The following is a 22,206-nucleotide window of genomic DNA, read 5'->3' on the forward strand; positions in this document are numbered from 1 at the left end:
AACAGTGATGACGATGCCTGAACCTGTAATCAATACAACAGGACTCGCTAGCAATATCGGAGTTGCCTTAAAAAAGGCAACCCTCCGTTATAACGATGCTGCCGAGCCATTATTTTCTGCACTCAGCTTAGAGCTGCCTGCTGGTAAATGGACTTGCCTACTTGGAAAAAGTGGGTGTGGTAAAACAACCTTACTTCGTCACCTTGCTGGGTTGCTTGAAGATAAAGTGGAATGGCAAGGTGAACTCACGACATCTAATAACACTCCCCTATTAGGTAATGTGGCTTACATGGCGCAACAAGATTTACTTTTGCCATGGCTCAACGTCATTGATAATGTTTGCTTAAGTACCCGCTTTGGCGATAAACACCCTGCAGATATGTCTCGCGCAACAGCATTGCTTGAAGCTGTAGGGCTAAAAGATTACGCAAAAGCGACCCCAGATCAACTCTCTGGCGGTATGCGTCAGCGTGTAGCACTTGCACGTACACTTATGCAAGATAAGCCACTGGTGTTAATGGATGAACCATTTTCAGCCCTTGATGCTGTAACACGCTATAAGCTGCAAACACTCTCTGCTGAGTTATTACAAGACAGAACTGTTTTATTAATCACTCATGATCCACAAGAAGCACTTCGCCTTGGCCATCACATTCATATTATGTCTGGAAGTCCTGCCTCACTCGTACCATTAGGTGTTCCAAGCACGTTACCTCCACGCCAGTTTACCGCTGAACTCGCTAGCCACCAGCAGACGATTATCAACCAATTGGAGCGTGATTATGGGTAATCAATCAACACAGAATATCCAAGCTGATTCAACGGTAGCATCTCCATTGTTAACGCAGCAGCAACACACGGCAAATACAGGCTTAAAGGAAGTAAACCATTGGTATCAGCACCTCTTACGCATAACGGTGAGCGTATGTGTGATTTTTGGTTTATGGCATGCCATCGTTATTCTTTTTGAATTACCCCCTTTTATATTACCCGGTCCTGTTGCCGTATTAACGAAACTGGTTGAGCGATTTGATATCCTTTGGCAACACACATTAGTAACCGGTACTGAAGTAATCTTAGGTTTATTCTTAGGGCTATTTTTAGGGCTGTTCTTTGCGTTACAGATGTTGCTTTTTGCCCCGCTTCGCCGCTGGTTGCTACCCATATTGATCACCAGCCAAGCAATACCTGTCTTTGCTATTGCTCCAATACTCATGCTATGGCTAGGTTATGGCATGGCGTCCAAAATTGTCATGGCAGCAATGATCATTTTCTTCCCCGTCACAACGTGTTGCTACGACGGTTTACGTAATACTCCTACTGGCTACCTCGATTTGGCCAAAACCATGGGAGCCACACGCTGGCAATTATTATGGCGTATACGCTTACCAGCCGCTTTACCTGCTTTGGCTTCCGGTATTCGCGTTGCTGTCGTCGTCGCCCCTATCGGTGCGGTTGTTGGTGAATGGGTTGGCTCGAGTGAAGGCTTGGGTTATCTGATGTTACAAGCTAACGCGCGCATGTTTGTTGACGAAATGTTTGCCGCATTATTCATTTTGGCTTTCTTTTCTATCAGTTTGTATTTTGCTGCTGATTTAATACTAAGGAAGGCCATACCGTGGCAAGACAAATAACATGACAAAAATAGTAAATAAAAACACAACATTGCTTAATCAAAAGGAATAATGAATGAAGACCCCAATAATTCGCGTTATTACCGCACTCGGTTTGACCGTTGCCTCATTTAACGTAGCAGCTGAAAAAGTAACGCTAATGCTCGACTGGTTTGTGAATCCAAACCATGGCCCAATCATTATTGCCCAACAAAACGGGTTATTTGCCGATCAAGGGTTAGAGATTGAAATTCAAGAGCCAGCTGACCCAAGCGTGCCAGACAAACTGGTGGCTGCAGGCAAAATCGATCTGGCGGTTTCTTACCAAAGCACGCTCATTTCGAGTACCGCAGCAAAGTTACCTGTTGTTCGTTCAGCAACACTTATTGCAGGGCCTTTAAACGCACTAACAGTACTGAATAAGTCTGGCATCAAGAGCCTAAAAGATTTAGAAGGTAAGAATATTGGCGTCGCCATTGGCGGAAGTGAAGATGCAACCATCGGTACAATGCTTCGTTCTGAAGGCGTATCAATGGACAGCGTGAAAATCATTAATGTTGGTTGGGCATTATCATCATCACTAGCATCCGGTAAAGTCGATGCTATCTGGGGAGGGTTACGTAACTTTGAGCTTAATCAGCTTGCTATCGAAGGCTACGAATCAACGGCGTTCTACCCTGAAGAACACGGTGTGCCACCATATGATGAGCTAATCTTCGTTGCGAATAAAAACAAGCACGATATTGAAATGATTAAAAAATTCAATAGCGCAATTGAAAAAGCAACGGTTTATATCATCAACCATCCTGAAAAAGCTTGGAATGAGTTTGTTGCTTACTCACCCGATACATTGAATAACGAACTTAATCGCCGAGCATGGGCTGATACTTTAACGCGTTTTGCCCTACGCCCTGCTGCCGTTGATCTTCAGCGATACGACGACTACGCCGTATTCATGAAAGAACATGACATTATCCGTAGCTTGCCATCAGCAAAAGACTACGTTCTAACTTTCTAATTATTCATAAGGCTTACCATGAACTATCAAGACTTAATTGCGCATTGCCAACAAGATTGGACAGAATACACCGAACATGATTTTGTTAATCAACTGGCAAAAGGCGAACTGAATAAGCACGCTTATTTCCACTATCTTAAGCAAGATTTTCTTTTCCTTAAACACTATGCACGTGCTTATGCTCTGGCTATTTTCAAATCAACAACACTTGAAGAAATGCGTGAACCACTACCCGGTTTGAACGCCCTGCTTGAATCAGAGATGAACCACCATATTGAATATTGTCAAACGTGGGGAATATCTGCTGAAGAAATGGAAGCGGAACCAGAAGACTTTGGTACCGTAAGTTACACACGTTACGTACTTGATACCGGCATGGCGGGTGATCGCGCTGATTTGTTTGCCGCACTGGCACCTTGTGCTATTGGGTACGCAGTAATTGGTCAACGTCTAGGTACATGGTCTGAAACTAAACTTGAAGGTAACCCTTACAATAGTTGGGTTGAGCTATACAGCGGTGAAGATTTTCAAACTGGCGTTGAAGAAACCATTCGTCGACTAGACGCCATGCTGGAAGAGATCCCACTTGAAAGTAAACGTGGTAAGCGTTTATGTGAAATCTTTAGAACAGCAACACGCATGGAAGTCGCTTTCTGGCAACAAGGGATGGACGCGGCACAGTAATCATACCTAAAACCTACCAATCGGTTTTTTAATGGCTTGCACTTCGGTGCAAGCCTTTTTTTATCCGGTAGTTAAAGCGAGTAGACTAGCGACTTATCAGGTGCTCTTTAAAGCCATGGTGAACTAGCTGATCGAAGGCTTGCCATACATCTTCAGGAATATCCTGTTCAATTGAAAAACCCTGCTCTGGATAGACATGAATTCGCTCAAGGTCACCAAGCATGACGTTAATAACATCGCTGTATGTCAGTGACTCGTTGGGGTAATTATCAAAACTGATTTGAGGCGAAGTCACCCTAATCTCCTTACCCGGCCACTGACGCATAAACGTTGCGTATGTACGTCTTTCCATAAACGGCTTTTGGACAAGAATCAATGACTGTGGGTCAAGCCCCTTTTCTTCAAGTAAGGCTCGGGTAAATTGTACATTTTCACCCGTATTGGTTGATTGAGGTTCTATTAAAATGCTTGATTCTGGTACCCCCATATCAACAGCAACCGTAGCAAACGCTTCAGCTTCAGAGCATGCAAAAAGATCTTCTGTTAATGCTCCCACACCGCCAGAAAAAACAATAAAAGGAGCATACCCTTCTAAATACAATTGCGCAGCACGCTCTGCAACGCGTATATCGTTACTGCAAAGCACAAAGAGACAATCACTCTTTTCCAAATTATGGTTTAAATGATGATAGTCCCAAACTTTTGTTGCCAAACTATGTATCTTTAAATGCATGTAATGCTCCTAATTAATGATTAAGTATCCTTACTTAACATGACAAAGAGAGGTGACCACTTAATGACGATCACTCGTACTAACGCAGCCACCAATCTGGCGTGATCGTACAACTACTCTCACCAGCGCTTAGCCAGCCTTGCTCACCTTCAATCGTTAACTGAAGCTGCATAGTACGCTCAACCAGCGCTTCTAGCTCAGAAAGCGTTTGGTCGTTAAAAAATACCACTGAAATATTGCCAAACTGTGAAAGCTTGGCTTGATTCTGCTTCCACCATACTGGTGCTGCATTATCACCATAAACAACAAGAACAGCTTTCTTTGACTTGTGCGCTGCTTTTTTAATGCGTTTCTCGTCAGGCAAGCCAAGATCAATCCAAAGTTCAATTTCGTCGCTTAAACTTTTGATCCACAAATCAGGCTCATCAACATCACAAAGGCCTTTCGTAAATTGAAGGTCTTCGTCTGCATAAAATCCCCATGCAATCAAACGTAGCATTAACCGCTGTAGAGTCTCTGACGGGTGACATGCTAGGGTATGTGACTTATCAATATAAACATGGCGATCTAAGTCCGCGACGTTAAATTGAGCCTTATAGATAGTGGCTTTAAGTGCCATAGTTTTAATTCCTGAAACGTTATCCCAACAGGGGATGCTTTAATGACTCGCAGTGTAATCTGAACCTAATCATTCTTCAATTTCTATTTATTTTTCAAAGTAATAAATTACACCTAAACACAAGCGTCAATCAAAGCGGTATTTATCGTTGCATCAACACTCTAATAGCGTAAAGACAGGGAGCTCACCGATTACAATCTGTTCTTTTTGCTTTTTGGATAGTCGTTTTATTCGGTACTCTAACTGCATTGCTACACGTTTCGAACCGACCTCTGATGACCAAGCAATGGTTAATGGACCCTTTCCTCTTAAGTACTTGGCACCTTTCATTGTCCCTTGGTGTTCTTTAAAACGCCTCTCTACATCCGTTGTAACGCCACAATAAAGATGATTTGATGCTGTTCTAATTAAATAGACCGACCAAACAGGCTCGACTTTCACCCCTTCGGTCGGATTTACATTTTGTTCTTGATCCATTTCTACCCATTCAAAAAAGCCCAGCTTTGCTGGGCTTAATTATAAAATATTGTTAGTGCAACACAGCCTTATAATATATTGAATTACGAAGTCAACGAGTCAAGCATTGCTTTTAATTCAGCCATCTCTTGTTGTAATTCTGCAACTTGGCTTTCAAGCTGTTCAATGCGTTCTGATGTTGGTGAGCTTGGTACGGCAGCAGGCGCTGACTTTAAGGCCTCAAGATCTATTTCACCACTAAATAGATGCATGTACCGACAATCACGTTTACCCGATTCTTTTGGCAACTTAACAATATAGGCACCTTTAGGGTGATCAACTAAACCATCTAGTACAGACTCGACTTCTTTAACATCGCTAAAGCTACATAAGCGATTTGTTCGAGTACGAATTTCACCCGCACTTTGTGGACCACGCAGTAGCATTACGCAAAGTGCTGCTTTTTCTTGCGCTGTGAATTGAAAAGTACTGAATTCAGTGTTGCAAAAGCGGTGCTGATATTTAGCAACACGGCTACCAAAGCCAGCAGTGACTTCTTGTATATAATGTTTCGACTTTAACGCTTCAATGGTGTCTTGTACTGTTGAATCATCAAGCGACATAACCGGATCACGGTTGCTTTTTTGATTACAGGCGGTTGTTAATGCATTTAATGTTAATGGGTATTGATCAGGTGTGGTTACCTCTTTCTCTAATAGACAACCAATCACTCTAGCTTCTGATTGTGAAAAGCAAATATCCATGATCTTCCCTCACCCTTTATTCTAATACGTCGTAAAGGTAATGCATCAGTTAAAACTTCTAACGCAATTTACCTTACTAAAAATACAATGGCTAAAACGCCTAATGGGAGATTAGCATGCCTTGCTATAACAACAAGCACCAAAAAAATCATTTGGCTGTAAAACAACCAAATGATTCATCTGAAGATATTTTTTGCTGGTAAGTTCAAATTATTGAATCGCAGAAACGATTTAAATTTAACCTTTCTCGTGATATTAACGCTAGGTAAACTCAGCAGCAACAAAGCGATTTCGTCCCTGCTCTTTAGCCTTGTACAGCACCTTATCAACTATTTCATACATGTTTTCATGCGTTTCAAGACCAGTCGGCATCCATGACACCATCCCTTGACTCACCGTCACAATATCTGACGTTGTTGACTTTGAATGCGGAATTTCAAGTTTTTGAATGCAAGCCTTTAACCTTTCACACTCTCTTACTGCTTTAGTTTTATCGCAATTACTGATCAAGACAACGAACTCTTCGCCACCATACCTTGCTGCCAGCTCTCCAGCTCGACTAAAGTTCTTCTTCAACTCAGCAGACACCGCCTGTAAACAGCGATCCCCCTCAAGGTGTCCATAATGGTCATTAAATGGCTTAAAATGGTCAACATCTATCATTATCATTGTAAGCGAAAAGCTATTACGGCCATGCCAGGATATGAATTCTTCCAGCTTCTGATCGAGATACCTTCTATTTGCAAGTTTCGTTAAGCCATCTTCATTAACCTGTTGTGACAGCAAATCATTCGCTTCTTCTAACTTTTCGCTGGCTTGTTTTAACTGGTGACGCATATCAGCAATGCGTTGCATCGCTTTTAACTTCGAGGCTAAAACAATTTTATTAACGGGTTTAACAAGGTAATCGTCTCCCCCCATATCAATAGCCTTTGCTATCATCTCGGGTTCATCATGACCACTCAAGAAAATGATTGGCACCCACTCTGAATGTTTAATTCGAAGTTGTTCTGCCACTTCCGTTCCACTCATGTCGGGCATACTGACATCAAGCAGTACTAAATCTGGGTCAAATAACGGATATTTTTCAATTGCCTCTATCCCTGAACCAACAGCCTCAACAATGTGGCCCAATCTTTGTAATCGCATTGCAAGTTGCATTCGCTCAAGATGGACATCATCAACTAGTAAGATCCGCATTGCTTCCATGAAAGTATCCTGTTGATATCAAAAATATTCCTTCTTTAATTTATAGCACAGCTCACCAATTAACCTAACTCTGTTCCTCATTGATAGGCAGTTCTAAGTAACGAACGTGATTTTGCTTGCAAAAAAAACATCTAAACCTCGAAATCCAACACTTTCATAAGAAAAAAATACAATTAAAAAAACAAATATGCCTATATATTTATTAACTAGGATAGATTGTGAGCAATCAAATACTAAACTTTGACTGGTCGATGGTACTGATAGTTGACTTTTCATCACAGGGCTTTAGGATTCCATTCTGTAAACAATTCATGCTGTAGGAATTAGCGATGTCTGATATCGAAAACAAAGAAGAGCAAATCATTGAAGAACTAGAATTCACACTTGAAGATTGCTCACCAGAGCTACGTCAAGTTGTTGCGTTTGAAGAAGTGCCAGAAGAACTTCTAGACATGCTGATCAATGTTTATAAAGCATCTGAACCAACTTCCCATGAAGCATGGAATCAATTGCCTGCAAGTGCACAGAATGTACTTGATAACTTCGAACAGTTTCATGCACTAGTTGCACTTAGCCAAAGCTATTCTGGTATAGATTTCCTTGGTGAAATGCAAGAAAGTGAAAAACCATCTGATATGACTGACGATGAGTTCACTGAGTACAAAGCTGTTACGCTTGATAAAGTACTACACAACTGTGTTAAAGACATGTGTAAGCAACTGAAGAAAGCTCGCCGTAACCCACCAATGAAGCGTGAGTTTATGGAAATCTTCAAGAAGTAATCTACTTCCTTGAATATAAATAGCTCTAGGGAGGTCCACCTCCCTTTTTTATCACATAGCCCCGACCATCCAGCGCTTTTCAACAAGAAGTCTAATGAGACGACTGAATCTATTTCTCATTTTTCATGATAAAATAACGCAAAATAATGAATGATTATTAATCGCTTTTCCTCTTACCAGTACAAAGTATTCACAATGAGAATGCATGAGCTGGTAATGCATAGCTAGGAATTATTGGTAATGGCGATTTTGAGGTGTCGATGTCTGAGAAGCTAAAATATAAATTTATAAACGGTGTGTACTTTATTCCTTGCCTAGGCGTAATAAAGTCAGATTCTTCTACCCAGAAGCTGAACCTCTCAGAACAATATATTCTTCAATATCTTATTGATAACGCAAGTCAGCCAGCGTCTAAAAGTGACTTGCTTCAAGCAGGTTGGCCTGAACGCGTAGTATCTGAAGCATCACTGTTTCAAGCCATTCGAGGCTTACGCGTTAAACTACAAGAAATAAACAAAGGCGATGTGATTGAAACGCTGCCGCGTGTTGGTTATCAGATCACACAATTTAGCTCAGAAGCGTTTTCTGATAAACCTCCATTTACGTTAGCTTTAATCAAACAACATTATATTCCACACCTTATAATTGGTCTGATTGGTTTAACCACGCTCATACTCATTGGCTTATCTTGGCACTACGGTTATAAGTACCCAAGGCAAGCAGAATATCAAATACGAATAACAGAAACGCCGAAAAACACAGTGACATTAATTGGCTCAAATAAAGCTGATTTAGATGATTTAACGGACAAACTATTTAACATTTACAAACTGAGAGAAGAAAACCCAGCACGTAAGCCGATAGAAAATTTAAAGATCTTTGCGTATAAAGGTAATAATCATTACTCATTATCGTGGTGTAAAGTAAACGACAGTCAACAATGTAAGCCTTATACAGATCACTCCTATCTAATCAGTCACGATGACTGGGAAAAATTCGAGCTGTTTACAATCAATGGATTAGATAAAACGCGTACCGATCCAATCGTCCAAACTGATTTAGCGCGTGACCCTACATCTCAGGTATATTTGAAGTTCATTGATGACTCCGGTATTGACTCACAAGTTGTTTACCAATACATATCTAAAGATGAAAATAACGACTTAACATATTCATATCTTACGTTTATCTCAGAAAAAGAAACTGAATACCATTATGCCCTTTCGATAAGCTCAGCCATTGTAACCATTGTGGAAAATGCATCACCTTTTCTTGCGACCGCAGAATTAAAACCAGAGATGTACCATTGGACGTACCAAAACAATGACGTGATCACTGAAAGTAAATCTACATCCTTACAGGTTGAAGAACGTGTACAAAACAAATTTAAATCAAAAACTATTTCTTATAGCTACCTACTTTACCAACAGCCATACCTTGACCTAGTTCTTAACGATGAAGTAGGCATATTTTGGGTACATAACAGTGAAAGAGATACCAAGAAGTTTAACTATAAACGCTACTCGGTTGATCAAGAGTTACGCTAAATACATACCAAGTAAAAAATGGCACAAGCGCCACGTTTAAAGTATTGATAAAAGTTAGGCCGGTTACTACTAACCGGCCTACGTGATTTAGCGTTATTTTTTATACACACTTTTCCCTTGTTTAAATGTCTCTAGCACCTGAATAGAATTGATTTCTTCGGGCTTTATTGTAAGTGGATTGCCAGACAGAATAACCATATCTGCAATCTTGCCTCTTTCCAGAGAACCTTTTCGCTGTTCTTCATGATATTGATAAGCCGCATTCCGCGTTATTGAAGCCAGCGACTCGTAGGCTGTTGCTTTTTGCTCTTCTCCTAATGTTTCTCCACTGCGTGTTACCCTATTGACCGTGTTGTACATAAGGCGGATCATATCGGGGTCAACAACTGGAGAGTCATTATGAGTCGTATATTGAATTCCATAATTAGATGCAGAACGAGTAGGACTAATGCGCTCGGCTCGCTCTACACCAAAGACTTCATCTCGATGCCAATCCCCCCAAAAGAAAGTATGCGCAGAAAAGAATGAAGGTATCATATGGTAATCAAGCATTCGTTCGAGTTGGTCGTCTCTTGTTGTTTGTGAGTGGATAGATACCGGTCTTATTAAGCTCATGTCCTGCGTTTCATTAACAATTTCATCCAAGGCATCTAGGTACATATCCACTGCCGCATCCCCATTTGTATGGACAATAAACTGCGTACCACTCTTAAGGTAAGCACTCAATTTTTGCTCAAGGAAATCTGTCGTAAGAGTAGGATATCCAACATAGCTGGTTGCTTCGCCAGCAGGCGGATTAAGGTACGGCTGAGTCATATATGCAGTTTTGCCCTGCGGAGAACCATCAAGGATAATTTTAACCCCGCCAACTCGGAAATTATTATGGTATTCATCGCTGATATCATAATTACCCAATTTAAGCATAGTCAGTACATCCCAAGTGGGATAAGCCACTACATCAAGATACAAGACGTTATCATTCGCTAGGGTTTCATATAACTTTATTGATTCTGCGCTCGCAGCACCATCTTGTACTGTCGTGATACCAAAACTTGCGTAATACTGTTGTGCATCAGAAAACAACTGAATTGTTGACGGCATGTCTTGAGGTGCTGAGGTAAAACCTACCATAGCGAGATACATTGCCGTTTCTTCTAAAACACCATTAGGCTCATTGCCCCCCTCAATCCGTACAATTTTACCACCGTCAGGATCAGGCGTGTTTTCGTCTATCTCAAGAACTTGTAACGCTTTACTATTAATAACAGCTAAATGACCAGAGACATGCATAATGACAATGGGCACCTCAGTGCTTATCTGATCTAGGTCGAAACGTGTTGGATGAGTTCTTTCAGCAAGCAGTGAATCATCGTACCCCATACCTGTTACCCATTGCTCAGGAGCAAGCTCTCTATCCTGCCAAAATAATTGCATTTCTTTAACCAGTTCAGAGATTGAATCACTGTTCCCTATTGGGGATGGGGCTAGGTTTGCATGGTTAATACTTTGAGCGACCATCGACATGTGGCCATGGGCATCAATAAACCCGGGAACTAAACTGGCACTCTCTAAATTTATTTTTACGGTTGAAGCCGATGTATAACGCTTTAGTTCTTCTTCCGTACCAACGGCGATGATTTCCCCACCCTTAATAGCAATAGCGCTCTCGATCCGTTGCTCATCATCCATCGTTATTATGTTACCGTTATAAAAAATAGTATCAGCAGTTTCCGTATTACTACTTCCCCTATTAAAATTACACGCTGTGATTATTACCATCGATGATAATAGTAACGCTGCCTTTAACCTGTTTTTCATACCGATCTCCTTTCAGTGCAAAATAAAACAATATGGCGTTAAGCAGGCTAAAAACATTATTTCCCTTCGCGTAGTACCAGTTGCTATTTTTTATGAGCCATAAGTGCACTGAAAGAAGGAATGATACAGAGCGATTGTGGTAGGGCTTTCTATCGCACATAACTGATGGTTTAGAACGGCACTTACTTCTACGCCCTACAATGCTCTAAACCTGCTGAAATAATTGGCTGTTTTTAAAAAAGTAATTATAAAATAACGCGACTATCCAATTAAATTTTAACGCCTCTTCAACAGTCGATGAATTGGCATAAATACTTTTCGTATCCATAAACAACTGCACCAACTCAGCAAGGTGCAACTAAGTGAGTAACAGTTAAAGTCATCTGAATTTTTGTCGCCAATCTTTACCAATTGTGATATTTCTTTTCCAGATGTAAATCAACACACGTACTTTTACAATATAATCATAACTATACGCATCCGAATATTGAAAATAATTACTATGAGTAAAGTCACTAACAGCAAGCAAATCATATTAATCTTATTTACGCTGCTTTTTTCAGGCTGTGCCGTTTATGCGGGCTTAAACTTTGACCAACTATACGGCAAAGCGGCCCCTCAAGATCGAATGCAACCTGCATCATCGCTGCAGGCAAAGACCTATCTGACTGAAGTAAAGCCCGTTATAGATAACCGCTGCGTTGTTTGTCACGCCTGCTACGATGCCCCTTGCCAGCTAAAGATGTCTTCAGCAGAAGGCATTGACCGAGGAGCAAATAGCGAGAAAGTTTATCAAGGCACACGCTTGCTCGCAGCTAATACTACTCGTATGTTTATTGATGCTCAGTCAACCTCTGAATGGCGAGAAAAAGGCTTCAAGGCAGTATTAAATGAACGAGAGCAATCCCCCCAAGCCAATACTCAAGCGGGGGTTATGGCAAGAATGCTGCAACTTAAAAAAGCTCACCCCCTTCCCACTCAAACCATTCTAGATAGTAACGAATGGGATTTTTCACTCGATAGAGATCAACAGTGCCCAACTATCGAAAAAATGGCGACCTATGAACAAAATTACCCTAAATGGGGAATGCCTTACGGCCTCCCTGAGATAGACGCACAAGAAAATCAAATTTTAATGGATTGGTTGGCTTCAGGCTCCCCGATGGCAACAGTTCTCCCACCGAACAGCCGCGAACAAACTAAAGTGGCAGAATGGGAAGAGTTCTTAAACGGCAATAGTCTAAAAGAGCAGCTAGTCAGTCGATATATCTACGAACACCTTTTTGTATCACACTTATATTTTTATGGTGAAAGTGCCCCAACTTTTTTCAATCTCGTTCGTTCTCGAACTGCCCCAGGGCAACCAATCGATCTTATCGCGACAAGAAGACCATTTGATGACCCCAAAACGCATCGCGTCTATTATCGTTTTCAACAAGTAAAAGAGACGATTGTCGATAAAACACATATGCCGTATGCGCTCAACGATGAGAAGATGACTCGTTACAGAACACTCTTTATGAAGGCTGAGTATACCGTTTCTACCCTTCCATCTTACGAACCTAAAGTGGCCGCCAACCCTTTAATTGCATTCAACCAATTACCGGTTGATGGGCGCTACCGTTTCATGATCGATAATGCTCAAAATACCATTATGGGTTTTATTAAAGGCCCTGTATGCCGAGGACAGCTTGCTCTAAACGTTATCAACGATCGGTTTTGGGTATTTTTTGTTGACCCAGCAATGGCAAACACACCGAGTGTAAATGAGTTTTATGCTTCTCAAGCTCACAACCTTCGTCTTCCGGCAGAAAAAGAAAGTAACACGTTACCGATATCTAACTGGGTTAGCTATGCCAAACAACAAGGACGCTTTCTGCGCGCCAAAAACGATTTTCTTGACGAACGATTTATAAACGGCGAGCACTTAACAACGGATTTAATCTGGGACGGTGACGGGTATAATAACAATGCTAGCTTGACGGTATTTCGGCATTTTGACAGTGCAACGGTAACCAAAGGGCTTGTTGGCACTCCCCCAAAAACAGCTTGGATATTAGATTACTCACTATTAGAGCGAATTCACTATCTATTGGTTGCTGGCTTTGATGTTTATGGTAATTTTGGCCATCAATTAGTCACCCGCATGTACATGGACTTCTTGCGCATGGAAGGTGAATCAAATTTCCTTTCATTACTTCCTGAAAATGTGCGGAGAGAAGAACTTGCTAATTGGTATCAAGGTTCCAATCAACACCTCAGTGCATTTCTACAAGGTGATATTAACCAGTTTGATCAGCCGTCAGGCATTACGTTCAAAACCCCAAACCCAAAAGGTGAGCTATTAGCATTATTAAAAACTAAATTAGAAAACGTTAATCCAACTCGGTATTCATACCAAGAAGCAAAGTTGCAACCCCAAAGTATCCGGGCTTTACAATCGATAGATAGAATTCATGGTAAGCCGGCATCACTGTTACCAGAGATCACCATGATAATGATTGACCCCATTGATCAAAATACAGAATCACAGCTGTTCACATTAGTCAGAAATAGTGCACATAAAAATATTTCGAGCCTATTTGATGAAGAGTCAAATAGGCTACATGCGCTTGATGACGTTACATTGGCTAGAGGTATTCTAGGAAGTTACCCAGGTGCATTTTGGCATGTAAAAGAGTCGCAACTTTCACAGCTAGCAATTCAGTTAAGCTATGTCGAATCAGAAGCGGACTATCGTGAGTTGCTTGATCAATATGCGGTACGCAGAACAAGCAAAGATTTCTGGTCGTTCAGCGACAAACTCAACCAACTGTATCGAGATAGCTTTCCAATCGAAGCAGGGGTACTGGATTACAACCGACTTCAAAACCGCTAGCATACCCCCCCTCTACGTCGAATCGGCAGCAGGGGGGCTCAATTGTAAATGTTTGAAAATTAACAGACCTAAATGTAGCGCAGCTGTATACACCCTGTAAAATGGCATTATTCATGTGGTTATTTAACAGGGAAAAAATATGCAAACGTCAGTTCAGTCTATTCCCGTTTGGGACAGTTTTATTCGTGGTTATCATTGGCTTCAGGCTCTCTGTATTGGTGGCTTGTGGTACACAGGTACAGAAGGCTTAATGGATTGGCATTTTGCTATTGCCTATTTCCTTTTGGCATTATTACTCACTCGTTTTATTTGGGGGGTAATTGGTAGCGAAACAGCTCAGTTTACTCATTTCGTACGTTCGCCTCGTGCCACAATTCGATACTTGTCTTCCATACACTCAGAAAAAAAACCATCTCATGTAGGTCATAACCCTGCAGGTGGATATATGGTTATTGCTTTTATGGTGTTAATTGCCACGCAACTGACAACAGGGCTATTTGCTAACGACGATATTATTTCTGAAGGCCCGTTTGCTATGTACGTCAGCGGAGAGATCAGTAGTCTGCTAACCGAGATTCACGCAATCAACTTCAATGTTATGCTTGGTGCTATTGGGCTACATTTAGCGGCAATCATTATCTACTTATTGAAGAAGGATAATTTGATTTTACCTATGCTACACGGCAAAAAACAAATCACTGAAGCAAACAAGCCTAAGCTCTCGAATAGTTTAATTGCATGGGGGGTATTTGTAGTACTTGGTACACTCATTTACCAACGTTTCGCTAAAGACGTTGTGATCTATCTATTTTAGGGTATTTGATATACCGCAGGTACTGGCAATATTTTAAGCCCAATGTCATTAATGGCACTGGGCTTAGCTTTCTTAACGACTCAATTAACGATATTTATAATCGCTATGACAAGCCTTACAGTTCTTTGCCGCCTCGCCAAAAGCACGCTTCGTTGCTCGCTCATCACCTTCAAGCGACACTTTCGCTAGGTTCGCCATATCACCTTGAAACTTGTTTAACTTAGCGGTGAAACCGTCCCAATCAGACCAAATTTCAGGCTTAGCTTTTGTATCACCTTTGTCTGAACCTTCTACCGCAAAAGCTTCTTCAGGCATAAGTGTTAACTGAGAGATAAATGTCGCACGCTGACTAAACTGATCTTGGTCCCAGTCTTTTCGACCTTTAACCATTTCTGCCAAATCACCGAAGTTAGCAGCAATCATGGTAAATGCTGACTGACGGTATTCAATTGCATCWGATGGTTTTTCAAATGGGCTGGCTGAAATGCTAGTAGCGGTTAACACTAGTCCTGCTAAAAGTATTTTTTTCATTGACTCACTTCCCTATTATTATTGATATTACTGCTTGATAATGAAGGTGTAATTTWGCTAATTATTAACACACACCTCGTATCCTTCATCATTGGTGCATATACTGCGTAAATGATACCAAGATGCAAACCCCTGTAAACAACAAGCTCTTTACACTTACAAAGATTTACAATAACCGCACAAAACAATAACGATTGGTTAGATGTTGCTCACAAGAACACGAAACAGCAGCGATAAAAGTTACTGGCTGGTATTATCAATAGATACAACATAATAAAGAGCAAAGTCATGCACGGTACACTTAGTAAAATGAAGTCGTCACTCGGCGATCAAGTAGAATACTCACTTCCTGTTGGTGATGAGCAGCTATCATTGAATCCACTGATAGGTAAATCACTCAAGTTAACTCACACTGGAAATATTTTCTGTAGCTCATGTGGTAAGAAAACCAAAAAAAGCTACTCGCAAGGCCATTGCTTTCCATGTATGAAAAAGCTGGCAAGTTGCGATATGTGTATCATGAAGCCAGAAACCTGCCACTATGCACAAGGCACATGTCGTGAGCCTGAGTGGGGTGAAGCTAACTGTATGGTGCCTCACTATGTATACCTATCAAACACTTCAGGATTGAAAGTTGGTATTACCCGCCATACTCAGCTGCCAACTCGTTGGATAGATCAAGGGGCAACACAAGCTTTAGCGATCCTAAAAGTAAAAACACGTCAGATCTCGGGCCTAGCTGAAGTTGCATTGGCTGAAATGGTCGCTGATAAAACAAATTGGCGTGCAATGCTTAAGGGTGACAATGAGCCATTACCATTAAAAGAAGAAGCTGAACGCTTATTACCAAATATTGAAAACAAGTTGAATGAATTGCTTGAATTGTATGGCGAGGATGCAGTAGAAAAACTTCATGAAGAAGTCGTCGATATTAAGTACCCTGTCGAGCAGTATCCAACCAAAATCAGCTCTCATAATTTCGATAAAGAACCTGTTGTTCAAGGGACTTTACTCGGCATAAAGGGACAATACTTAATATTTGATACTGGTGTAATCAACATTCGAAAATTCACCAGTTATGAAGTGACGGTAGAAACGCCTTAAATTTAAAATAGTTTGATCAAAAAACGGCTGTAGGCAGCCGTTTTTTATAACATCAAGATTAAAAAATTACATTCATGTCATATTATTTCGGCGCTTTAGGTTGAACGTATTTCCGTTGGCCGTCGACCACAGCAACGTCTTTGATAAAATTGCCACCTAAAATAATGCCCTTTCCAACCGTTAACGAAAATTCCGTTAGTTCATTTAACTCACCAAGCTTTGCACGTAACTTCACTACCGCTTGGCGTGTATCATTGGTCTTATTCCTTAGCCAACGCTCAACTGGTAGCTCAATGGCATCACCACCAGCGTTAAATTTCACCCAATCTCTGCCATCACGCTCAAATGCTTGAATTTGGCTAACACCAATAGTTGAAATCTTTTTACCTGAATCGACACGAGCACGTACATATTGGTTAGCGGGCGATAACCAAATCCACTCTTCTGATCCAAGAATTAATTTACCATCATCAGTCTTGGTCACAACAGGCTTTATCGGTTCAACAGGTTTAATCTCAGGCTTCGGCTCTGGAATAATTTCAGGCGTCTTGTCCGGAGTTACAGGCACTTCAGGCTCGATAACAACAGGAGGGGTAATAGGATCAGTTGTTCCACCTATTTCTTTCTCAGGGATTGTATCTGTTACTTCTGACGTTTGTTGCGCACAACCAGAGAGTAATAAAAACATAAAAAGTGGGGCTATTTTTTTCATTATTCTACTTATCCCTCGTACATCCATATAATTCAATATATACCAAATATTTAGTATAAACCCTAGTAAGCTAGAATAAGTCATATAGCTAACTTTTCAAACCACTACTTATTGATAATAACAACGATTAAATTTGTCGACTTTATCTTGAAGCCAAGCTTCATCATACCACCCCATATTTCGGCTATGCTTTGCGTCATCCCACAAACTAAAAAACCAACGCCGAACAGTAAACTCATCATCTATTGGGTGTTGCTGCGTATACTCTTCCACTAAATTCAATTCAGGACGAACATCATACAAGTGAAATAGATCCATTTCACGGTGCTTAAAACCGACATCACAAGGGTCTAGAATGGCTGACACTTTATAGGTTTTAGGATCAAATAACACATTTCCGAGATGACAATCGTCGTGTACGAGAGAGCTTTGTGGTGACATAGAAGTCAGTATTCGATTTTTCATCTCCCACAACTGAAGATAGCTTTCTTTTAACTCCGGAGAAAAAGGCGAACCATCACTCATTACATAGCGATAAACAGGTGCCATCCATTGTTCGAACGCATGGGTAAAGTGTGGTTCAAATTCACCATGATCATTCTCAAATCCCTCTGGTGAACTTACATCGTGCAAAGACAACAGAATATCAATATAACTATGGCTAAATGTCTGTATCGCTTCTTTATTAGTAGGAAGCTGATGCGCTGATACACCATCAACCCACTCCAGCACTAAATAGCTATAGCCTTGCTCACGCCCAAAAAAAAGCACCTCAGGTACTTTACATGACACAGCCTCTCTTAATCGCCCTAGCCCTTCAACTTCTTTTCTTAATCGACCAATTTCACGGGAAAATTTTACAACAACACGCCCTTTTTCTGACGCTAAAAAAACAACCCAACCATAAAACGTTTCTTGAATTTCACATAAATCAGGAGCCTGCCGAAACAATGTTCTATAGGCTAATTCAGCTATATGCTTTAGCTGAGGTTTATTCATTGACAATCCTTATTACCATTGTTGAGCTGACAACTATCCCTTTGAGGAATACCCCTCAAGGTCATGAATTTATTATGTTTATTTATAACACTAGCATGCTACACAAAAACATTAAGTGCCAGTAAAACAGGTCAAAATGGTCAATAATGAGCTAATGATCCCACTAAATATTGGATTGATATTGGATTAATATGGGAGAGGAAAAAGCCCCTAACGCATTAGAGGGCTATATTTGAAAACGTTATTGAATAGCGATTCCCAACGATTGAGCGATTTGTTCAAGTTGCTGTGTGTTATCAAGTTTAACGGACCAARTCACACCACTGCCCATTGCAGTAATGACATTGGCACCTTTACCCATCAGCGTAACATCATCGACCATCGCCTGCAGCATGACACGAGCATTACCATTTAATCTTACGACTAGCTCATATTGGTTTGCGATAACTCGACCTTCAGAAAAGGTAATATTCATTGTAAGCTCTCTTTCTTCTTATGTGTCATCACCGCCATGGTTAAACGGCTGGTACACACTAATCGTTCTCTCTCATCGACAATTTCGATTTGCCAAACCTGCGTTGTTGCACCGATATGGATCGGAGATGTCGTGCCTTTTACTAGGCCACTGCGCATACCTCGTATGTGGTTGGCATTAATATCCAAGCCAACACAGTACTTACCTTCATCAACGCATAAGTTTGCCGCTATAGAACCCAACGTTTCCGCCAATACAACAGATGCGCCGCCGTGCAGCATACCCAACGGCTGATGAGTGCGCGAGTCAACAGGCATGACAGCAGATAAGCTACCGCCATCAAAAGAGACATACTCGATGCCTAAGTGCTCAACCAGCGTATTGGTTGAAGTTTGATTCAACGACTCTAACGTGAAGTTTTTTTTCCAGATTGTCATTACACTATCCGTACATTCATATTTTTAATGATGATACACAATATGCTATCGTGATTTTAGGATTGAATGAAAGGAATCATCAATGAATTTTAAACAGCACCTTTTTGTAACCAGTATAATCACTACATCGCTTTTTCTTACTGCATGTAGCAGTTCACCAACAGGACGCCAGCAAGTTCTGCTATTTTCAGAGCAAGACATGTCTCAGCTCGGCGCACAATCTTTTGATGATTTGAAAAAACAAGAAAAAATCTATACTGACCCAAGTACAAACCAATATGTGCAATGTGTTACGGACGCTTTAACAGCACGCGTGGGCAGCAGCCAAACGGCTGGTCAATGGGAGGTGGTGGTTTTTGATAGTGAACAAGTCAATGCCTTTGCCCTACCCGGTGGGAAAATTGGCGTATATACAGGATTACTCGATATCGCTGTAAACCAAGATCAACTGGCTACAGTAATTGGTCATGAGATCGCCCACGTTCTTGCTCATCACAGCAACGAGCGACTATCACGTAGTCAACTTGCCAACATCGGTATGCAAGTTTCCAGTATGGCCATTAATGGTACTGAATATCATGATGCTGCAATGGCTGGATTAGGACTTGGCGTTCAATATGGCGTACTGATGCCTTATGGGCGAGCACAAGAATCAGAATCAGATATTATTGGCCTCCAGATTATGGCAGAAGCCGGCTTCAACCCAAATGAAAGTGTGAGTCTATGGAAAAGCATGGCGAAAGCATCAGGGGGAAACCAGCCACCAGAACTGTTATCTACTCACCCATCACATGATACCCGTATTGATGATTTACGAGCAGAGATAGCACGATTACCTAAAACGTCAACTGCGAAACCAAATTGTCGTTTATGATAATGTATTTTTAATCCTCTCAACTAAAGGCCAACGATGAAGAGTTGGCCTTTAGTTCTAACATTAAAGTACTTTAAATTAAGCTTTTATGCAGTTTTAAAACCGCCTTCTTTATTTTCACACCGCCTGAAATATAACAGCCCGGCTTATGTGGTTCTTCCGGAAAGAAAATCGCTAACATTTTTGGCTCGAGTTCGATTGATGCTTGAGCATTAATATCTGAAACTAAATAATAATCGTCACCTTCATCATACTCTTTACTGATAGGGTTTTTCTCTGACGGTAAACCAAACTCAATTCTTTCTTCACCGCGAATTAACAGTTGAATATCTAAATACTCTTTATGTACTTCAGCCTGCTTATCGGCACTATTACCCGTTTCAAACTCCATAACATTGATAAAAACTTTATCGCCATTAACAGTGTGCTTGCCTAGCTCTAATTCATTTAAGTCGAGACCTTTAAGATGATTTAAGCTTTCAACAATCGCTGTTGGTAAATATGAAAATGTTTCCAGTTTATCTAAGTGCGCTAATATCATTTGAATTTATCCTATACAAAAAAGAAGGCTTAAGTAACGTGACTTAAGCCTTCTAGGGGGATTTTAACTAAATCTGATTACTGTTGACGCTGAATAGTTAGAGAAGCAATTTCTTCTTTACTATGGCTATTTTTAAACAATGGAGCAGTTAAGTAACCAACAATCACTACAACTAATGTGCCGATAACACCATAGAAGAAGAAGTTAAGGTCTGTCGCTGAACGAACAACTAGGATTGAGGTTACAGCGGCAATAACACCAACAAGAGCACTGTTGGCATTAGCACGTCGTACAAAGACACCAAGCATGAACAAACCAGTCATTGGTCCACCCATCAAACCGATTAAGCTATTGAATGCATCCCAAAGCTCACTTTCGTTCGCCATGATTAAGTAAGTAGAGGCAATCACACCAAAGATACCTGCACAAACTGTTACCATTCGACCTGCTTTCAAGCAATCTACTGGTGTCTTCTTTTTACCGAAGCGGGCGTAGATATCTGACGTAAAGCAAGCAGAGATACTGTTCAAGCTACTTGAAATACTAGACTGTGAAGCTGCAAAAATAGCGGCAATAATTAATCCTGCAATACCTGCTGGCATTTGAGAAATAACAAAGAAAGGTAAGATACCACCGGTGTTAAAGTTCTCTGGTAGTAGTTGTGGGTTTTGCGTGTAATAAGCATACAAAGCAGCGCCAACAGCAAAGAAGAATACAGGGATAATTGCAACTAGCTTAGCGTTTGTAACCAGTGCCTTTTTCGTTTCTTCAACAGAGTCTGTAACAATGTAACGCTGTACAACATCCTGACTAGCAGTGAATTGCTGTAAGCTCGCAAATAAGAAGCCAATCATTAACACTGGAATGGTACTCTCAGACCAACTCCAAGCAAATTTATCAGCAGGGAAATATTTGTCTGCTTCAGCTGACATACTGAATATTTCGGTAATACCGCCATCAACGTTAAAGCAAATCATTACGAAGATCACAACTGCAGCTAATGACAGCATGATACCTTGAATAACATCAGTCCAGATCACGCCTTCAATACCACCAAGGAAGGTGTAAACAATACACAGTACGCCAATCAAGAACACGATCGTTAACGGGCTAATATCAATAAATGGCATTAACGCTAGCGCTGTTAAATAAGTGATAATCGCAATACGACCAATATGAAACAGCATAAACGAAATACTGGCAAACAATCGCATTTTAACATCAAATCGCTTTTCTAAATATTCATAAGCGGATGTTAAATTTAACTTACGGAAAAATGGAATATAATAAATAAAGACAAACGGTAATATAATGATGGCAATATATTGGCCAATCAGAAATGTCCAATCTTCCGTGTATGCTTTTGCCGGAATAGACATAAATGTAATCGAGCTTAAGGTCGTAGCAAAGACACTAATACCAGCAGCCCACCCAGGGATCCGTCCTCCAGCTTTAAAATAATCGTCCGCAGATTTCTGTCGTTTCGCAAAGTAAACACCAACAAGCATAATCGCTGTCAGATAAACAATTAAAACAACATAGTTAAGACTTCCAAATGCATGCATTTCCATGCGTAGCTCCTCTAAGTGTAGGGTGAG

Annotated in this window: 23 protein-coding genes; 10 read left to right on the top strand and 13 right to left on the bottom strand. The window is 40.8% G+C overall.

Features of this window, described 5'->3' with window-relative positions; all coding sequences use genetic code 11:
- Positions 1-13 precede the first annotated feature (13 nt).
- Genes L4D78_RS16720 through tenA form a run of 4 tightly spaced genes read left to right on the top strand, consistent with a single transcriptional unit; the run spans position 14 to position 3,315 of the window.
- Complete coding sequence (locus L4D78_RS16720) at positions 14-790, top strand: ABC transporter ATP-binding protein (protein ID WP_428467992.1); 777 nt, start codon at positions 14-16, stop codon at positions 788-790.
- Positions 783-1,634 carry an ABC transporter permease gene (locus L4D78_RS16725; protein WP_428467993.1) on the top strand — a complete coding sequence of 284 codons (852 nt, stop codon included), beginning with the start codon at positions 783-785 and terminating at the stop codon, positions 1,632-1,634. The genes L4D78_RS16720 and L4D78_RS16725 overlap by 8 nt, the downstream gene beginning before the upstream one ends.
- Positions 1,635-1,689: 55 nt before the next feature.
- Entirely contained in the window at positions 1,690-2,631 is a 942-nt protein-coding gene (locus L4D78_RS16730) for an ABC transporter substrate-binding protein (RefSeq protein WP_428467994.1), read from the top strand.
- Between the two features lie 18 nt (positions 2,632-2,649).
- A complete protein-coding gene (gene tenA, locus L4D78_RS16735; protein ID WP_428467995.1) occupies positions 2,650-3,315 on the top strand; it encodes a thiaminase II in 666 nt (221 codons plus the stop codon).
- Positions 3,316-3,400: 85 nt separating this feature from the next.
- Here tenA and L4D78_RS16740 read toward each other — a convergent pair whose 3' ends face one another.
- The 5 genes from L4D78_RS16740 to L4D78_RS16760 form a co-directional block, all read right to left on the bottom strand.
- Positions 3,401-4,048, bottom strand: coding sequence for a YdcF family protein (locus L4D78_RS16740; protein WP_428467996.1), 648 nt, complete (start codon positions 4,046-4,048; stop codon positions 3,401-3,403).
- A 79-nt stretch (positions 4,049-4,127) separates the two neighbouring features.
- Entirely contained in the window at positions 4,128-4,667 is a 540-nt protein-coding gene (locus L4D78_RS16745; RefSeq protein ID WP_428467997.1) for a YaeQ family protein, read from the bottom strand.
- Between the two features lie 153 nt (positions 4,668-4,820).
- Positions 4,821-5,144: a GIY-YIG nuclease family protein gene (locus L4D78_RS16750; protein ID WP_428467998.1), complete on the bottom strand. Its 324-nt coding sequence runs from the start codon at positions 5,142-5,144 to the stop codon at positions 4,821-4,823.
- 83 nt (positions 5,145-5,227) lie between these two features.
- The gene (locus tag L4D78_RS16755; protein ID WP_428467999.1) at positions 5,228-5,887 is read right to left on the bottom strand and encodes a YceH family protein; all 660 of its coding nucleotides are present in this window, start codon (positions 5,885-5,887) and stop codon (positions 5,228-5,230) included.
- A 261-nt stretch (positions 5,888-6,148) separates the two neighbouring features.
- Positions 6,149-7,087 carry a GGDEF domain-containing response regulator gene (locus L4D78_RS16760; RefSeq protein ID WP_428468027.1) on the bottom strand — a complete coding sequence of 313 codons (939 nt, stop codon included), beginning with the start codon at positions 7,085-7,087 and terminating at the stop codon, positions 6,149-6,151.
- Positions 7,088-7,425: 338 nt separating this feature from the next.
- On the opposite strand from L4D78_RS16760, the gene L4D78_RS16765 reads away from it, so the two are divergent.
- A complete protein-coding gene (locus L4D78_RS16765; RefSeq protein WP_428468000.1) occupies positions 7,426-7,878 on the top strand; it encodes a DUF3069 domain-containing protein in 453 nt (150 codons plus the stop codon).
- 260 nt (positions 7,879-8,138) lie between these two features.
- Positions 8,139-9,425: a winged helix-turn-helix domain-containing protein gene (locus L4D78_RS16770; protein WP_428468001.1), complete on the top strand. Its 1,287-nt coding sequence runs from the start codon at positions 8,139-8,141 to the stop codon at positions 9,423-9,425.
- A gap of 93 nt (positions 9,426-9,518) precedes the next feature.
- On the opposite strand, the gene L4D78_RS16775 is transcribed toward L4D78_RS16770, so the two are convergent.
- The gene (locus L4D78_RS16775; RefSeq protein WP_428468002.1) at positions 9,519-11,243 is read right to left on the bottom strand and encodes an amidohydrolase; all 1,725 of its coding nucleotides are present in this window, start codon (positions 11,241-11,243) and stop codon (positions 9,519-9,521) included.
- Positions 11,244-11,745: 502 nt separating this feature from the next.
- Between L4D78_RS16775 and L4D78_RS16780 the strand changes: the two genes are divergently transcribed.
- Together L4D78_RS16780 and L4D78_RS16785 are read left to right on the top strand one after the other, a co-directional pair.
- Positions 11,746-14,121, top strand: coding sequence for a fatty acid cis/trans isomerase (locus L4D78_RS16780; protein ID WP_428468003.1), 2,376 nt, complete (start codon positions 11,746-11,748; stop codon positions 14,119-14,121).
- 139 nt (positions 14,122-14,260) lie between these two features.
- Complete coding sequence (locus L4D78_RS16785) at positions 14,261-14,935, top strand: cytochrome b/b6 domain-containing protein (RefSeq protein ID WP_428468004.1); 675 nt, start codon at positions 14,261-14,263, stop codon at positions 14,933-14,935.
- Between the two features lie 84 nt (positions 14,936-15,019).
- Here the strand turns inward: L4D78_RS16785 and L4D78_RS16790 are convergent, their stop codons facing one another.
- Positions 15,020-15,466, bottom strand: coding sequence for a c-type cytochrome (locus tag L4D78_RS16790; RefSeq protein ID WP_428468005.1), 447 nt, complete (start codon positions 15,464-15,466; stop codon positions 15,020-15,022).
- A 288-nt stretch (positions 15,467-15,754) separates the two neighbouring features.
- Between L4D78_RS16790 and L4D78_RS16795 the strand changes: the two genes are divergently transcribed.
- Positions 15,755-16,570, top strand: a complete 816-nt coding sequence (locus tag L4D78_RS16795) for a DUF2797 domain-containing protein (RefSeq protein WP_428468006.1) — start codon at positions 15,755-15,757, stop codon at positions 16,568-16,570.
- A gap of 82 nt (positions 16,571-16,652) precedes the next feature.
- On the opposite strand, the gene L4D78_RS16800 is transcribed toward L4D78_RS16795, so the two are convergent.
- The 4 genes from L4D78_RS16800 to L4D78_RS16815 form a co-directional block, all read right to left on the bottom strand.
- Positions 16,653-17,282, bottom strand: a complete 630-nt coding sequence (locus tag L4D78_RS16800; RefSeq protein WP_428468007.1) for a putative ATP-dependent zinc protease — start codon at positions 17,280-17,282, stop codon at positions 16,653-16,655.
- A gap of 108 nt (positions 17,283-17,390) precedes the next feature.
- Positions 17,391-18,281 carry a phosphotransferase gene (locus L4D78_RS16805; RefSeq protein ID WP_428468008.1) on the bottom strand — a complete coding sequence of 297 codons (891 nt, stop codon included), beginning with the start codon at positions 18,279-18,281 and terminating at the stop codon, positions 17,391-17,393.
- Between the two features lie 241 nt (positions 18,282-18,522).
- Complete coding sequence (locus L4D78_RS16810; protein ID WP_428468009.1) at positions 18,523-18,756, bottom strand: DUF3389 domain-containing protein; 234 nt, start codon at positions 18,754-18,756, stop codon at positions 18,523-18,525.
- The gene (locus tag L4D78_RS16815) at positions 18,753-19,193 is read right to left on the bottom strand and encodes a hotdog fold thioesterase (protein ID WP_428468010.1); all 441 of its coding nucleotides are present in this window, start codon (positions 19,191-19,193) and stop codon (positions 18,753-18,755) included. The genes L4D78_RS16810 and L4D78_RS16815 overlap by 4 nt, the downstream gene beginning before the upstream one ends.
- Positions 19,194-19,275: 82 nt before the next feature.
- Here L4D78_RS16815 and L4D78_RS16820 point away from each other — a divergent pair, with 82 nt between their 5' ends.
- Positions 19,276-20,067 carry a M48 family metallopeptidase gene (locus tag L4D78_RS16820; protein WP_428468011.1) on the top strand — a complete coding sequence of 264 codons (792 nt, stop codon included), beginning with the start codon at positions 19,276-19,278 and terminating at the stop codon, positions 20,065-20,067.
- Positions 20,068-20,140: 73 nt separating this feature from the next.
- On the opposite strand, the gene nanQ is transcribed toward L4D78_RS16820, so the two are convergent.
- Entirely contained in the window at positions 20,141-20,608 is a 468-nt protein-coding gene (gene nanQ / locus L4D78_RS16825; RefSeq protein ID WP_428468012.1) for an N-acetylneuraminate anomerase, read from the bottom strand.
- A gap of 77 nt (positions 20,609-20,685) precedes the next feature.
- Positions 20,686-22,179 carry a sodium:solute symporter family protein gene (locus tag L4D78_RS16830; RefSeq protein ID WP_428468013.1) on the bottom strand — a complete coding sequence of 498 codons (1,494 nt, stop codon included), beginning with the start codon at positions 22,177-22,179 and terminating at the stop codon, positions 20,686-20,688.
- Between the last annotated feature and the right edge of the window lie 27 nt (positions 22,180-22,206).

The sequence above is a fragment of the Photobacterium minamisatsumaniensis genome (assembly GCF_050336695.1).
Taxonomy (GTDB): domain Bacteria; phylum Pseudomonadota; class Gammaproteobacteria; order Enterobacterales; family Vibrionaceae; genus Photobacterium; species Photobacterium minamisatsumaniensis.

Coding starts and splice junctions, on each gene's coding strand:
- L4D78_RS16720 (WP_428467992.1), top strand. CDS start 14: ATGCCTGAACCTGTAATCAATACAACAGGACTCGCTAGCAATATCGGA.
- L4D78_RS16725 (WP_428467993.1), top strand. CDS start 783: ATGGGTAATCAATCAACACAGAATATCCAAGCTGATTCAACGGTAGCA.
- L4D78_RS16730 (WP_428467994.1), top strand. CDS start 1,690: ATGAAGACCCCAATAATTCGCGTTATTACCGCACTCGGTTTGACCGTT.
- tenA (WP_428467995.1), top strand. CDS start 2,650: ATGAACTATCAAGACTTAATTGCGCATTGCCAACAAGATTGGACAGAA.
- L4D78_RS16740 (WP_428467996.1), bottom strand. CDS start 4,048: ATGCATTTAAAGATACATAGTTTGGCAACAAAAGTTTGGGACTATCAT.
- L4D78_RS16745 (WP_428467997.1), bottom strand. CDS start 4,667: ATGGCACTTAAAGCCACTATCTATAAGGCTCAATTTAACGTCGCGGAC.
- L4D78_RS16750 (WP_428467998.1), bottom strand. CDS start 5,144: ATGGATCAAGAACAAAATGTAAATCCGACCGAAGGGGTGAAAGTCGAG.
- L4D78_RS16755 (WP_428467999.1), bottom strand. CDS start 5,887: ATGGATATTTGCTTTTCACAATCAGAAGCTAGAGTGATTGGTTGTCTA.
- L4D78_RS16760 (WP_428468027.1), bottom strand. CDS start 7,087: ATGCGGATCTTACTAGTTGATGATGTCCATCTTGAGCGAATGCAACTT.
- L4D78_RS16765 (WP_428468000.1), top strand. CDS start 7,426: ATGTCTGATATCGAAAACAAAGAAGAGCAAATCATTGAAGAACTAGAA.
- L4D78_RS16770 (WP_428468001.1), top strand. CDS start 8,139: ATGTCTGAGAAGCTAAAATATAAATTTATAAACGGTGTGTACTTTATT.
- L4D78_RS16775 (WP_428468002.1), bottom strand. CDS start 11,243: ATGAAAAACAGGTTAAAGGCAGCGTTACTATTATCATCGATGGTAATA.
- L4D78_RS16780 (WP_428468003.1), top strand. CDS start 11,746: ATGAGTAAAGTCACTAACAGCAAGCAAATCATATTAATCTTATTTACG.
- L4D78_RS16785 (WP_428468004.1), top strand. CDS start 14,261: ATGCAAACGTCAGTTCAGTCTATTCCCGTTTGGGACAGTTTTATTCGT.
- L4D78_RS16795 (WP_428468006.1), top strand. CDS start 15,755: ATGCACGGTACACTTAGTAAAATGAAGTCGTCACTCGGCGATCAAGTA.
- L4D78_RS16800 (WP_428468007.1), bottom strand. CDS start 17,282: ATGAAAAAAATAGCCCCACTTTTTATGTTTTTATTACTCTCTGGTTGT.
- L4D78_RS16805 (WP_428468008.1), bottom strand. CDS start 18,281: ATGAATAAACCTCAGCTAAAGCATATAGCTGAATTAGCCTATAGAACA.
- L4D78_RS16815 (WP_428468010.1), bottom strand. CDS start 19,193: ATGACAATCTGGAAAAAAAACTTCACGTTAGAGTCGTTGAATCAAACT.
- L4D78_RS16820 (WP_428468011.1), top strand. CDS start 19,276: ATGAATTTTAAACAGCACCTTTTTGTAACCAGTATAATCACTACATCG.
- nanQ (WP_428468012.1), bottom strand. CDS start 20,608: ATGATATTAGCGCACTTAGATAAACTGGAAACATTTTCATATTTACCA.
- L4D78_RS16830 (WP_428468013.1), bottom strand. CDS start 22,179: ATGGAAATGCATGCATTTGGAAGTCTTAACTATGTTGTTTTAATTGTT.